Below are 12,718 nucleotides of genomic sequence, written 5' to 3'. Positions count from 1 at the left end.
CCTCTCCGGCAAATGGACCGGGGTCAGGCCTGGCTCGCCTGCGCCTGGGTCACATCCTGCTGGAAGTGATCGCCCGCGGCCACCGTGCAGTTCTGGAAGGCGACGGGAGTGAAGGTCTCGACCCCGGCGATATCCTCATCGGTCTTCACCTTGCCATGTGGCCCACGCACCGGCTGGAAGGCGACGACTTCGGGACGGAAGGTCGCAAGGACATCTGCCGTATCGCGGCAGGCGACCGTGCGCTCCGTGTTGCCGTTCTTCACCACCGCGATGGCCTCCATGCCGTTGGCGAGCGGGACCCGCGCCTGCTCCCAGATTTGCGGCTGGTGCGCCGCATGCATGGGGCGCGCCACGGCAGTTCCCGCCGTCAGCATCAGGGCTCCACCAACAACACCGATCATCAGCTTGTTCATGACTACCTCCTTTGCAAGCATAGCCAGAACCCGTGATCTACCCGATCAGTTTCCGTTACTTTCCATCTTACAATTCTTTAATCCGTCTTCCAAAAATTGTTCATCATGTATTGCAGATGACGGCACCGTCATCCTTGACGATACCGTCCATCAGGCCATGCCCATATGGCGCCCAACTCCATTGCGCCGCCGCGCCCCTTCCATTATAGGCGCGCCATCCCGCCTCGGGCCTCAGCATGGGGGCGCCGGGGCTGTACTCATTTCAGGGGACCGCCGCATGGCTCGCCGCCGCCAAATCTACGAAGGCAAGGCCAAGATCCTGTACGAGGGCCCCGAGCCCGGCACGCTGATCCAGTATTTCAAGGACGACGCCACCGCGTTCAATGCCCAGAAGAAGGGCACGATCAACGGCAAGGGCGTGCTGAACAACCGTATCTCCGAGCATGTCTTCACCATGCTCGACCATATCGGCGTTCCGACCCACTTTATCCGCCGCCTGAACATGCGCGAGCAGTTGATCCGCCAGGTCGAGATCGTGCCGATCGAGGTCGTGGTGCGCAACGTCGCGGCGGGCTCGCTGTCCACGCGTCTGGGCATCGAAGAGGGCGTGAAGCTGCCCCGCACGATCATCGAATATTATTATAAGGACGATGCGCTGGGCGACCCGATGGTCACCGACGAGCATATCGCCTGCTTCGGCTGGGCCAGCCAGGAAGAGATGCACGACATCGCCGACCTGGCGATCCGCGTGAACGACTTCCTGTCGGGCATGTTCGCCGCGATCGGCATCCGCCTGGTCGACTTCAAGCTGGAATTCGGCCGCATCTGGGACAACGACTTCGGTCGCATCATCCTGGCCGACGAAATCAGCCCCGATGGCTGCCGCCTGTGGGACATGACCACCAACGAGAAGCTGGACAAGGACCGGTTCCGCCGGGATCTGGGCGGCGAGGTCGAGGCCTATCAGGAAGTGGCGCGCCGTCTGGGCCTGCTGCCCGAGGGGGGCGACACCGCCGTCCTCGATCTGGAAGAACACCGCAAGAGCCGGGGCAAGTAATGAAGCTGAAGATTTTCGTCACCCTGAAGCCCGGCGTGCTCGACCCGCAGGGCAAGGCGATTCACCATGCGCTGGAAAGCCTGGGCTTTGCGGGCGTCAATGACGTGCGCGCAGGCAAGCTGATCGAGCTGGAAGTCGCCGACGCGACGACCGACGCGCAGATCGACGAGATGTGCCGCCAGTTGCTCGCCAACACCGTGATCGAGAATTACCGGGTGGAGCGCGCCTGATGAAGACCGCCGTGATCGTCTTTCCGGGCTCGAACTGCGACCGCGACCTCGCCGTCGCGCTGGAGGCGGTGACGGGCGTCAAGCCGGCCATGGTCTGGCACGGCGACAGCGAACTGCCCGAAGGGCTGGGGCTGATCGGCGTGCCGGGCGGCTTCTCGTATGGCGACTATCTCCGCTGCGGCGCGATCGCGGCCCGTTCGCCGATCATGCGCGCGGTGGTGGAGTCGGCGAACAAGGGCACGCCGGTGTTCGGCGTGTGCAACGGCTTCCAGGTGCTGGCCGAGACCGGCCTGCTGCCCGGCGCGCTGATGCGCAACCGCTCGCTCAACTTCGTGTGCCGCGACGTGAACCTGGAGGTGGCGAACACCGACAGTGCCTTCACCCGCCTGTACGAACAGGGCGAGACGATCCGCATCCCAGTCGCGCATCATGACGGCAACTACTTCGCCGATGCCGACACGCTCGACCGCCTGGAAGGCGAAGGCCGCGTGGCCTTCCGCTATGCCGAGGACGTCAACGGCTCGGCCCGCAACATCGCGGGCGTGCTGAACGAGAAGCGCAACGTGCTGGGCATGATGCCCCACCCCGAGCGCCGCATCGAAGCCGCGCACGGCGGCGACCATGGCCGCCGCTTGTTCGAAGGCCTGCTGGAGATGGTGGGGGCCTGACCCCACCCAGCCGTTCAGCCTGAGCGAAGTCGAAGGCCACGGGATGACATTTGAAAAGGGAAGCGAGGCAACTCGCTTCCCTTTTTTATTCACGCGAAGCCGCGAAGACGCAAAGAAGATGTTGGTTCGCGCAGAGGCGCAGAGAACGCGGAGGTGTCCGGCCTCGCGGAAACCTTATCCCTTCTGCCGCGCCCCGGTGACAGACATAGGCCGGCTGCCGCCGGATACGACACCTCTGCGTTCTCCGCGCCTCTGCGCGAACCAATCTCAAACCCTTTGCGTCATCGCGTCTTCGCGTGAACCCAACTCAAACCCGCGCCCGAAACGGCGTGAAGTCCGTGCCCTCGTCGAACACATCCACCCCCTCGGCCCGCTTCAGCCAGCCGACGATCAGATAGGTCACCGGCGTCAGCAGCACTTCCCAGCCCACCTTCAGCGCCCATTGCGTGAACAGCACCACGACCACCAGATGCGGCGTCCAGCCTTCGGCTCCCCAAAAGGCCAGCGGATAGAAGATCAGGCTGTCCACCCCCTGCCCCACCAGCGTCGAGCCGATGGTGCGTGACCAGAGGTGCCGCCCGCCGGTCCACAGCTTCATCCGCGCCATCACATAGGCATTGACGAACTCGCCCGCCCAGAAGGCGCAGACGCTGGCCAGCACGATGCGCGGCACCTGGCCGAAGATCACCTCATAGGCGGCCTGATTGGTCCAGGTCGGTGCCGGGGGAAGTGCCACGACGACAAAGCTCATGAACGCCATGAACAGCACCGCCGCCGTCCCCGCCCAGATCACCCGGCGCGCGCGGGCATAGCCATAGACCTCGGTCAGCACGTCGCCGATGACATAGCTCAACGGAAAGAACAGGATGCCTGCCCCGAACGGCCACTGCCCGACCAGCGGCAGGTCGATGACCGCCACCTTGCCCGCGCCGATGACGTTGGACAGCAACAGGATGGTCACGAACGCCGCCATGACGAAGTCGAACCAGCGAAACGCGCCGCGTTCCATGTCGCGATCCGCCACCACCCGTTCCACGCCCATACCGATCCCTTCACCGTGAGCGGCGACATTTATCGCCATTCCCAACCCACGCAAACCACGCTAGGGACACCGGCATCCGCGCGTCCGTAGCTCAGTTGGATAGAGCAAGGAGCTTCTACCTCCTCGGTCGGGGGTTCGAATCCCTCCGGGCGCGCCAATAATCACATCACCGGACGAACCCTGGCGGGAGAGCGCCACGCGCGCCCTCCCCCGGATGGCCGTCACCAGCGCGTGCGCAGCGTCATGCCATAGGTGCGCGGTTCGGCCAGATAGGATCCGAACAGCGTATTGGCGGTCGCATAGGTCGGCGCGCCGAAACGCTGGACCTGCGACAGGCTGCCCGAGCCCTGGAAGGGCATGTTGAAGGCGACCTGCTGATAGTTGGTGTTGAGGATGTTCTGGCCCCAGAATTCCAGCGCCCAGCGCTGGTCCTTGCCGTGCAGGCCGATGCGCGCATTCATCAGGAAGAAGCCGTCCTGCTTCTTTTCGGCGAACAGGTCGGAGCCGGTATTGTAGTCGCTGGTCATGCGGCCATCAATATAGAACAACGCCGTCAGCCCGGTCCCGGCGATCGGCGGCGTCCAGCTGGCCGAGCTGGTCACGACATGGCGCGGCGCGTTCGACATCATGCTGCCGGGCAGCAGGAACAGCGCGTTGCTGAGCGGCTCGCCCGCGTCGCTGCCGACCAGGTTGCGGGCATAGTTGGTATGGGCATAGGTATAGCCCAGGTTGAAGGTGACGTCGCGCGTCGGGTACATGCCCGCTTCCAGCTCGATCCCTTGCGTCACCACACCGGCCTTCACCTTGCCGGTGCAGCGCCCCGTATTGGGCGAGTCGTCGCGGTCGGCTCCGCCCAGATCACTGCTGCACGCACTGATATTCTGAACGATATAGCCGGTGCCGTTGAAGGTGTTCAGCTGGAAGTTCTTGAACTCCGAGCGGAAGGCGGCGGCGTTCAGCGTGAAGGTGCGCGAGGTGAACTTCACGCCCAGCTCATAGGCGTTCACCGTTTCGGGATCGAAGCGCAAATTGGTGACCGACGCCGCCGTCGGCGTCCCGAACACGTTCGGGGTCAGGTCCGACCGCTCCAGATTATAGCCGCCCGCCTTGTAGCCGCGCGCATAGGAGCCATAGACCAGCGTGCTGGCCACCGGCTTCCACGACACCACGGCGGTGCCGGTGAACTGCCCCTCGCTGATCGAGTCGGACAGCGGCAGCCCGGTCAGCGCGGACGAGGAATTGCCGTTGCAGCTCAACGTCACGATGCCCCCGGCCAGATTGGCCAATGTCGGATTGCCGCTCAACAGGAACGGACGAAGCGCGGCCTGCTGCAACGGGCAGGCGGTGTTGTTGTTCTCGAAGCTCGCGCGCAGCCTCTTGCGTTCGTTGGTGTAGCGAAGCCCGCCGGTCAGGCTCAGCGTGTCGGTCACGCGGAAGATATTGTGGGTGAAGAAGGCATAGTTGGTGCTCGTCTGGTCATAGAGATCGCGCAGCGAGCCGACATTGTTGATCGTGCTCAGCCGGTCGATCGTCCCGACCAGCGTCGGCCCCAATGCGCCCGTCAGGACGGCACGCCCCGCCGCGCTGAGGCAGCCGGGATTGGCGGGGTTCTGCAACGCCGCCGTCGGGTTGATCGTCGCGACGACGCGGCAGGCGGAAAAGGCGCCATATTGCGAGCCGAAGGTCAGATTGTCCGACACCTGAAGGTCTTCATGCGCGAAATAGCCGCCGATCAGCCAGTCGAGCCGGTTGTTCAGGATCGAGCCGCTGAGCCGTGTTTCCTGGGTGAAGGTCTTGAACTGGCGATAGGCCAGGCCGTTATTCGGGCGATCGATGATGTCGACATTGCTATAGTCGACATCGCCCGCACCGCCCGCCTTATATTCGCGATAGGCGGAGATGGAGATCAGCTGGACCTTGCCGATGTCCCAGCCGACACGCGCCGACACGCCATAATCCTCGGTCACGTTGGAATAGGCGTGCCCCGGCGTCTGCGCGATCCGACGGTTATAAGGATCGCCCGCGCTGGGCAGGACACCGCCCAGGCTGCGCAGGATGTTGACGATGCGGTTCTGCGGGTTGATCGCCGCATCGCCCGGCACGCCCGGCGTCGGATCGACCTTCTCGCGCGTGTCGATATAGACCGCGCCGCAGCACTTCTCGTCGCGGTGGGTATAGTCGCCGATCAGGCGGATCGAGAAATCGTCCGTCGGCTTCCAGAATAGCTGGCCACGCACGAACGCGCGTTTGCGGTCGTTATAGTCGGTCTGGTTGACGACGTCGTACAGAAAGCCGTCGCGCTTGTTGTACACACCGTCGATCCGGAAGGCGAGCGTGTCGCCGATCACCGGACCGGTCACGCCGCCGGCGACGCGCACGGCATCGTAGTTGCCGTAGCTGACCTCGCCATAGCCGCCATATTTGAAGGCGGGATATTTGGTGTAGATGCTGATCGCACCCGCCGAGGAATTGCGCCCCGACAGCGTGCCCTGCGGCCCGCGCAACACCTCGATACGCTCGACCTCGCCCAGATCGTTGAGGCCCGAGCCGGTGCGGCTGCGATAGACGCCGTCGATGAACACCGCGACCGAGCTTTCCAGGCCGGGATTGTCGCCCACCGTGCCGATGCCGCGAATCCGCGCCGTGGCATTCGCCTCCGAGCCGGTCGAGCTGACCAGCAGCGAGGGCGCCAACTGGGTCATCTGGCGGATATCGGTCGCGCCCGAATTCTGCAGCGCGACGGTGCCATAGGCGCTGACCGCGATCGGCACGCTCGACAGCCGTTGCGAGCGGCGGGTGGCCGTGACGACGATATCCCCGTTATTCGGCGACTCGGCCTGCGGCTTCTTCTCGTCCGGCTTGTCCTTCGGTGCGGGCGCGGGTGCCACCCCGCGCAAACCCTGGGCCGAAGCCGTTCCCGTTACCGCCAACGCCGCCGTCGATGCCAGCAGCAGCCCCCATAGTCGCATGACGTACTCCCCAGAATCTTATGTCGTTGATCCAGGGCATAACGGAACAATCATACCGGCCGGTTAAGCCGGACGCGGATACAGGGACTTACGACCATTTCGACCGTTATTATGGCTGTCTCCCTACCCTCTTCTCCCGGTCGCCGCACGCTGTGGCCCGATCCCGTGCCGTGCCTGCTTCGGGCCGCCCATTCGCCATTCCGGCCCACCAATGCTAACCCATTGATATGATGAAGAGTGAAATCAACCCGCGCGTCTTCTGGGGCGCCTCCGGGATCATCGCGCTGCTGCTGGTGACGACTTTGGCCATGCCCGGCACCGCCGATGCCGCGTTCAAGGCGGCGCAGGCCTGGGCGATCGACACGTTCGGCTGGTTCTATATCTCGGCGGTCGCGGCGTTCCTGGTCGTGGTGCTGGCCTTGGGCTTCGGCCCTGCGGGCAAGCTGAAGCTGGGGCCGGACGATGCCGAGCCGGACTTTCCCTATCTGTCGTGGCTGGCCATGTTGTTCGCGGCGGGCATGGGTATCGGCCTGATGTATTTCGCGGTCGCCGAGCCGATCCAGCATTATATCTCGCCACCCGAAGCGCCCAGCGGCACCATCCTGGCCGCGCGCGAGGCGATGGCGATCACCTTCCACCATTACGGCGTCCATGCCTGGGCCATCTATGCGCTGGTCGGCATGAGTCTGGCCTATTTCACCTATCGCAAGGACATGCCGCTGACCCTGCGGTCGGGCCTGTCGCCGATCCTGGGCAAAAGGATCAACGGCCCGCTGGGCGATGCGATCGACATCTTCGCGGTGTGCGGCACGGTGTTCGGCGTCTCGACCTCATTGGGCTTCGGCGTGTCACAGATGACGGCGGGGCTGAATTACGAATATGGCGTGCCCGACACGCTGACCGTCAAGATCGCGGTCATCGTGCTGGTGATGGGCGCGGCCACCCTGTCGGTGCTGAGCGGCGCGGATCGGGGCATTCGCCGCCTGTCCGAGCTGAACCTGGTGCTCGCCGTCCTGCTGATGCTGTTCGTGATGGCGGTCGGACCGACCCTGTTCCTGCTGCGCGCGCTGGTCCAGAATTTCGGCTTGTATCTCGATCATTTCGTGAAGCGCACCTTCACCCTCTATGCCTATGAGCCGCGCGCCTGGATGGCGGACTGGACGCTGTTCTATTGGGCGTGGTGGATCGCCTGGTCGCCCTTCGTCGGCATGTTCATCGCCCGCATCTCGCGCGGACGGACGATCCGGGAGTTCGTGATCGGCGTGCTGTTCGTGCCGACCGCCTTCACCTTTCTGTGGATGACGGTGTTCGGCAACACCGCGATCTCGCTGGATCTCGGCGGTGCGCATGGCGGGATCGCCGACGCGGTGCAGGCGAATTTGTCGACCGCCTTGTTCAAGTTCCTCGAATATCTGCCCGCCGCCAGCGTCACCTCGACGCTCGCCATCGTCCTGGTCGGTTTCTTCTTCGTGACCTCGGCCGATTCCGGCGCTTTGGTCATCGACACGCTGGCCTCGGGCGGCACCGAGGAGACGCCGCGCTGGCAGCGTATGTACTGGTGCGTGCTGCTGGGCACCACGGCGACGCTGTTGCTGGTCGCGGGCGGATTGGGCGCGTTGCAGTCGGCGACCCTGCTCGCCGCCCTGCCCTTCTGCTTCATCATGCTGTTGCTGGCGGTGGGGCTGGTGCGTCAGACCAATGCCGATCTGGCGGGGGTGACGTTGCCCGGTGACGGCCCGGCGATCAGCGAGCGGATCAAGCGGTTGATCGTGCCCGCCCGCCGCACCGACATCCTGGCCCAGCTTCACGCACAGGGCGAACCGGCGCTGCAATCGGTCAAGGAGGCGCTGGAGGCCGAAGGCTGGACCGCCAGCCAGTTGGACAGCGCGGAGGACAAGGTCGAGCTGACCATCACCGCGCGCGAGGGTCGCCCGTTCGTCTATCGCCTGTCCCCCCGCTCGCGCCCGCTGCCCGCCTATACCGCGCTGGAGGCGCCCGAGCGTCGCCGCAGCCTCGCCTGGATGCTCGCGGCACAGACCAATGGCGAAACGGGCTTCCGCGACCTGACCGGCTTTACCGTCGGGCAGATCGCGAACGATGTGCTGACCCAGCTGGAGCGCTGGCGACTGGCCGAGGCGCATCGCAAGCACGGCTGACACGGCGGAACGATGGGTCGGGCGACTTTCGGGGTGCCCCTGATCGTCCCCCGGCCTATGGCGGGCACCGCACATAAAGGTTCGTACTCATAATGATTTGGTTGGAAGCGCTGTTCCTGGGCCTGTTGCAGGGCATCACCGAGTTCCTGCCCGTATCGTCGAGCGCGCATCTGCGCATCGCGGGCGCCCTGCTCCCCTCCGGCAACGATCCCGGCGCGGCCTTCACCGCCATCACCCAGATCGGCACCGAAGCGGCGGTGCTCCTCTATTTCCGCAACGATATCTGGCGCATCGCCATGGCCTGGCTGGGTTCGGTGATCCGCCGTCCCGCCACCCTGTCCCCCGACGCGCGTATGGGCTGGCTGGTGATCCTCGGCACCCTGCCGATCGCGGTCCTCGGCCTGTTGTTCAAGCATCAGATCGAAGGGGGGCTGCGCGACCTGCGCATCACCGCGACGATGCTGATCGTCTTTGCGCTGGTGCTGGGCGCGGCCGACCGGATCGGGGCGAAGCGCAAGCCGCTGGAGCGGCTGGGGTGGCGCGACGGCCTGATCCTGGGTTTTGCGCAGGCGATGGCGCTGGTCCCCGGCGTGTCGCGCTCCGGCGGGACGATCAGCGTGGGGCTGTTGCTGGGTTACACGCGCGAGGCGGCGGCGCGTTACTCCTTCCTGCTGGCGATCCCGGCGGTGCTGGCGTCGGGCCTGTTCGAACTGGCCGATAGCTGGGGACGGTTCGGGACGTTCGGACCGGGGCCGACCTTGCTCGCCACCCTGGTCGCCTTTGTCAGCGGTTACGGCGTGATCGTCGTCTTCCTGCGGCTGGTATCGACGCGCGGCTATCTACCCTTCGTGATCTATCGCATCGTTGCGGGTGCGGCGGTCTTCGCGATGCTCGCCTGGAACATCATTCCGGCGCGGTGAGCGGCTCCACCCAGTCGCGGCGCAGATGGGGACCGGCCATCCCGACCAGCAGCGCCGCGACCGCATAAAGGCTGAGGCCGCCCAGCATCGCATGGCGCAACGCGTCGCTGCCATAGAGCGGGGTCAACGCATCGGACAGCGCCCCCAGCGCATAGATGCCGCCGCCCAGCCCGATCAGGTTGTTGATCAGCAGGAAGAGCGCGGCGGCCGTCGCGCGTTCGGGCGGTGCCACCAGATGCTGCACCGCCGACAGCACCGGCCCCAGCCACGCATAGGACAGCGCCTGGGGCAGCAGGAACAGCGCAAAGGCGATGCGCACATCCCCGCCATGCATGCCGCCCGCGAACAGCGGAATGCTGACCAGATAGGCGAAGGCCGGGATATAGCCGAACCACGCCCGATCCCGCGCGCCCAGCCGGTCGGCCAGCCAGCCGCCCGCCACGATGCCGCCGACACCCCCGATCAGCAGCAGCCCCGCCAGCAAATGCGAGGTCGCAATCAGATCCAGCCCGAAGCTGCGCCGCATCAGGCTGGGCAACCAGAAGGCCAGGCCATAGCCGATCATCGAGCCGCTCGCCGCGCCGAAGGACAGCAGCCAGAAGGACGGCTTGCCTGCCAGGGTGCGCGCGACCGTGGCGAAGGCGGGCTTGCTCGCCACCGGGGCAGCCCTGGGCTTGTCGCGAACGATCAGCCGGACCAGCGGCGCGATCAGCATTCCGGCCAGCCCGACCGCGATGAAGGCCGTCCGCCAGTCGATCCGCGCGGCGATATAGCCGCCCGCCAGCACACCGGCCGCCGATCCCAGTGGAATCCCCAGCGAGTAGACGGAAAGCGCCAGTGCGCGGCGACGCGGTGGGAAATACTCGCTGATGATTGCATAGGACGGCGCGACGCCTCCCGCCTCACCGATGCCGACGCCCAGCCGCGCGAGGAATATCTGCCAGAAGCCGGTCGCCAGCCCGCACAGCGCGGTAAAGCCGCTCCACAGCACCAGCGAGCCCGTGACGACCCGGCTCCGGCTCGTCCGGTCGGCCAGCCATGCCAGCGGCACGCCCAGCGTCGAATAGAGCAGTGCGAAGGCGATCCCGCCGAGCAGCCCCAACTGCCGGTCGCTCAGCCCCAGCTCCTGCTGGATCGGCGCGGCGAGGATTGCGAGGATCTGCCGGTCGACGAAGTTGAAGATATAGACGACCAGCAGCATCGCCAGCACCAGCCGAGGGCGGGTGGATTGGGTTATGATCGGCATCATTTCATTCCTCCCCTTATAGGGGAGGGGGACCATGCGCAGCATGGTGGAGGGGTGTCCCGGTTCGTGGGAACGGTCTACCCTCGCGAATGGTGACACCCCTCCGTCAGGGCTGCGCCCTGCCACCTCCCCTTACAGGGGAGGAATAAACGGCATCTACATCCGCGGTGCCTTGCGGCACCGGATAACCAAGCCGCAGCCCCGCCCTGCGGGATCGCGAGCCTTGGTTATTCCCACTCGATCGTGCCGGGCGGCTTGCTGGTATAGTCGTACACGACGCGGTTGATGCCCTTCACCTCGTTGATGATCCGGGTCGTCACGCGCGGCAGGAAATCGCCGGGGAAGTCGAAGGCCTGCGCGGTCATCCCGTCGACCGACGTCACCGCGCGCAGCGCCAGCACCGAGTCATAGGTGCGGCCATCGCCCATCACGCCGACCGAACGCACCGGCAGCAGCACCGCAAAGGCCTGCCAGATCGCGTCGTATAGACCCGCCTTGCGAATCTCGTCGAGATAGATGGCGTCCGCCTTGCGCAGGATGTCGCAACGCTCGCGCGTCACTTCGCCGGGGATGCGGATCGCCAGGCCGGGTCCGGGGAACGGGTGACGGCCGACGAACACGTCGGGCAGGCCCAGCTCGCGACCCAGCACGCGGACCTCGTCCTTGAACAGCTCGCGCAGCGGCTCGACCAGCTTCATGTTCATGCGCGCCGGAAGGCCGCCGACATTGTGGTGGCTCTTGATCGTCACCGACGGGCCGCCGGTGAAGCTGACGCTCTCGATCACGTCGGGGTAGAGCGTGCCCTGCGCCAGGAATTCGGCCCCGCCGATCTTCTTGGCCTCGGCCTCGAACACGTCGATGAAGGTCTTGCCGATGAACTTGCGCTTGGCTTCCGGGTCGGTGACGCCCGCCAGACCGTCCATGAACAGGTCCTGCGCGTCCACATGGACGAGCGGGATGTTATAATGGCCGCGGAACAGGCTGACGACCTGCTCTGCCTCGCCCTGGCGCAGGATGCCGCCATCGACGAAGACGCAGGTCAGCTGGTCGCCGATCGCCTCGTGGATCAGAAGTGCGGCCACCGACGAGTCGACCCCGCCCGACAGGCCGCAGATCACCCGGCCCTCACCCACCTGCTCGCGAATCTCGGCGATCTTGGCGGCGCGGAACTCGGCCATGGTCCAGTCGCCGGAGACCCCTGCGACATGGCGCACGAAATTGGCGATCAGCTTGGCGCCGTCGGGCGTGTGCACGACTTCGGGGTGGAACTGCATCGCATAAATGCGGCGCTCGTCATTGGCGATGATCGCATAGGGCGCGCCGGGGCTAGTCGCGACGACGCGGAAGCCCGGCGCCAGCGCCGTCACCTTGTCGCCATGGCTCATCCAAACCTGGTGCCGCTCGCCCGTCGCCCACAGGCCGTCGAACAGGGTGCATTCGCCCTCGACGGTGATGAACGCCTCGCCGAACTCGCCGCTGTCGCCCTTTTCGACCTTGCCGCCCAGCTGCTCAGTCAGCGCCTGCTGGCCATAGCAGATGCCCAGCATCGGCAGGCCGCTGTCGAGGATCGCCTGCGGAATGCGCGGGCTATTCTCGTCGACGACCGAGGCGGGGCCGCCCGACAGGATGACCGCGGCGGGGTTGATCCGCGCGAACGCCTCGGCGGCGGATTGGAAGGGAACGATCTCGCTATAGACCCCCGCCTCGCGCACGCGGCGTGCGATGAGCTGGGTGACCTGGCTGCCGAAATCGACGATGAGGATGCTGTCCGGGTGCTCCATGGCGGTCCGATAGCGATGTCTTTTGCGAAAAGCTACCGGGGCGGACGTGTTTCCGTAGAGTGAATGACCGTCATGGAGATGCCGTAGAAGGGCAAACCGCAATTCTTGGCACGCCCCCCTCCCGCAGGCGGGAGGGGATGGGGGAGGGAACGCCACAAGCGATGGTCTCCGTGAGACACCCTGCCCCCCCCCCCCCGGCCCCCTCCCGCCTGCGGGAGGGGGAGCGCTTGCTCACG

At 65.6% G+C, this 12,718-nt stretch carries 10 protein-coding genes and 1 tRNA gene; 6 read left to right on the top strand and 5 right to left on the bottom strand.

The genetic code is table 11. The features are described from left to right. Positions 1-23 precede the first annotated feature (23 nt). On the bottom strand, positions 24-413 hold the full coding sequence (locus GGQ89_RS02285; RefSeq protein ID WP_184103742.1) for a hypothetical protein: 390 nt from the start codon (positions 411-413) through the stop codon (positions 24-26). A gap of 277 nt (positions 414-690) precedes the next feature. Here GGQ89_RS02285 and purC point away from each other — a divergent pair, with 277 nt between their 5' ends. The 3 genes from purC to purQ are packed head-to-tail and all read left to right on the top strand — an operon-like array spanning position 691 to position 2,368. Continuing rightward, on the top strand, positions 691-1,470 hold the full coding sequence (gene purC, locus GGQ89_RS02280) for a phosphoribosylaminoimidazolesuccinocarboxamide synthase (protein ID WP_184103740.1): 780 nt from the start codon (positions 691-693) through the stop codon (positions 1,468-1,470). Further along, complete coding sequence (purS, locus tag GGQ89_RS02275) at positions 1,470-1,700, top strand: phosphoribosylformylglycinamidine synthase subunit PurS (RefSeq protein WP_042486357.1); 231 nt, start codon at positions 1,470-1,472, stop codon at positions 1,698-1,700. The genes purC and purS overlap by 1 nt, the downstream gene beginning before the upstream one ends. Then, complete coding sequence (gene purQ, locus GGQ89_RS02270; RefSeq protein WP_056430531.1) at positions 1,700-2,368, top strand: phosphoribosylformylglycinamidine synthase subunit PurQ; 669 nt, start codon at positions 1,700-1,702, stop codon at positions 2,366-2,368. Before purS ends, purQ begins: the two co-directional genes overlap by 1 nt. A gap of 307 nt (positions 2,369-2,675) precedes the next feature. Here purQ and GGQ89_RS02265 read toward each other — a convergent pair whose 3' ends face one another. Next, positions 2,676-3,410, bottom strand: a complete 735-nt coding sequence (locus GGQ89_RS02265) for a queuosine precursor transporter (protein ID WP_184104032.1) — start codon at positions 3,408-3,410, stop codon at positions 2,676-2,678. 80 nt (positions 3,411-3,490) lie between these two features. Here GGQ89_RS02265 and GGQ89_RS02260 point away from each other — a divergent pair. Further along, positions 3,491-3,567, top strand: a tRNA-Arg gene (locus tag GGQ89_RS02260). A 64-nt stretch (positions 3,568-3,631) separates the two neighbouring features. On the opposite strand, the gene GGQ89_RS02255 is transcribed toward GGQ89_RS02260, so the two are convergent. Then, positions 3,632-6,379, bottom strand: a complete 2,748-nt coding sequence (locus GGQ89_RS02255) for a TonB-dependent receptor (protein ID WP_184103738.1) — start codon at positions 6,377-6,379, stop codon at positions 3,632-3,634. 227 nt (positions 6,380-6,606) lie between these two features. Between GGQ89_RS02255 and GGQ89_RS02250 the strand changes: the two genes are divergently transcribed. Beyond that, positions 6,607-8,535: a BCCT family transporter gene (locus GGQ89_RS02250; RefSeq protein ID WP_184103736.1), complete on the top strand. Its 1,929-nt coding sequence runs from the start codon at positions 6,607-6,609 to the stop codon at positions 8,533-8,535. 92 nt (positions 8,536-8,627) lie between these two features. Beyond that, positions 8,628-9,455 (top strand): undecaprenyl-diphosphate phosphatase, encoded by an 828-nt coding sequence (locus GGQ89_RS02245; RefSeq protein ID WP_184103734.1) that lies wholly within the window; start codon positions 8,628-8,630, stop codon positions 9,453-9,455. Here the strand turns inward: GGQ89_RS02245 and GGQ89_RS02240 are convergent. Beyond that, a complete protein-coding gene (locus tag GGQ89_RS02240) occupies positions 9,439-10,701 on the bottom strand; it encodes a spinster family MFS transporter (RefSeq protein WP_184103732.1) in 1,263 nt (420 codons plus the stop codon). The two genes, GGQ89_RS02245 and GGQ89_RS02240, sit on opposite strands and share 17 nt — an antisense overlap. 227 nt (positions 10,702-10,928) lie before the next feature. Further along, on the bottom strand, positions 10,929-12,482 hold the full coding sequence (gene guaA, locus GGQ89_RS02235) for a glutamine-hydrolyzing GMP synthase (protein ID WP_184103730.1): 1,554 nt from the start codon (positions 12,480-12,482) through the stop codon (positions 10,929-10,931). Positions 12,483-12,718: the final 236 nt, after the last annotated feature.

The organism is Sphingomonas yabuuchiae (assembly GCF_014199595.1).
GTDB lineage: Bacteria > Pseudomonadota > Alphaproteobacteria > Sphingomonadales > Sphingomonadaceae > Sphingomonas > Sphingomonas yabuuchiae.
The sequence above is the reverse complement of the archived record's forward strand: the minus strand, read 5'-3'. Positions and strand labels throughout refer to the sequence as shown.

Bases quoted from the DNA above. Each gene is read 5' to 3' on its own strand.
- GGQ89_RS02285 (WP_184103742.1), bottom strand. From the start codon at position 413: ATGAACAAGCTGATGATCGGTGTTGTTGGTGGAGCCCTGATGCTGACG.
- purC (WP_184103740.1), top strand. From the start codon at position 691: ATGGCTCGCCGCCGCCAAATCTACGAAGGCAAGGCCAAGATCCTGTAC.
- purS (WP_042486357.1), top strand. From the start codon at position 1,470: ATGAAGCTGAAGATTTTCGTCACCCTGAAGCCCGGCGTGCTCGACCCG.
- purQ (WP_056430531.1), top strand. From the start codon at position 1,700: ATGAAGACCGCCGTGATCGTCTTTCCGGGCTCGAACTGCGACCGCGAC.
- GGQ89_RS02265 (WP_184104032.1), bottom strand. From the start codon at position 3,410: ATGGGCGTGGAACGGGTGGTGGCGGATCGCGACATGGAACGCGGCGCG.
- GGQ89_RS02255 (WP_184103738.1), bottom strand. From the start codon at position 6,379: ATGCGACTATGGGGGCTGCTGCTGGCATCGACGGCGGCGTTGGCGGTA.
- GGQ89_RS02250 (WP_184103736.1), top strand. From the start codon at position 6,607: ATGATGAAGAGTGAAATCAACCCGCGCGTCTTCTGGGGCGCCTCCGGG.
- GGQ89_RS02245 (WP_184103734.1), top strand. From the start codon at position 8,628: ATGATTTGGTTGGAAGCGCTGTTCCTGGGCCTGTTGCAGGGCATCACC.
- GGQ89_RS02240 (WP_184103732.1), bottom strand. From the start codon at position 10,701: ATGCCGATCATAACCCAATCCACCCGCCCTCGGCTGGTGCTGGCGATG.
- guaA (WP_184103730.1), bottom strand. From the start codon at position 12,482: ATGGAGCACCCGGACAGCATCCTCATCGTCGATTTCGGCAGCCAGGTC.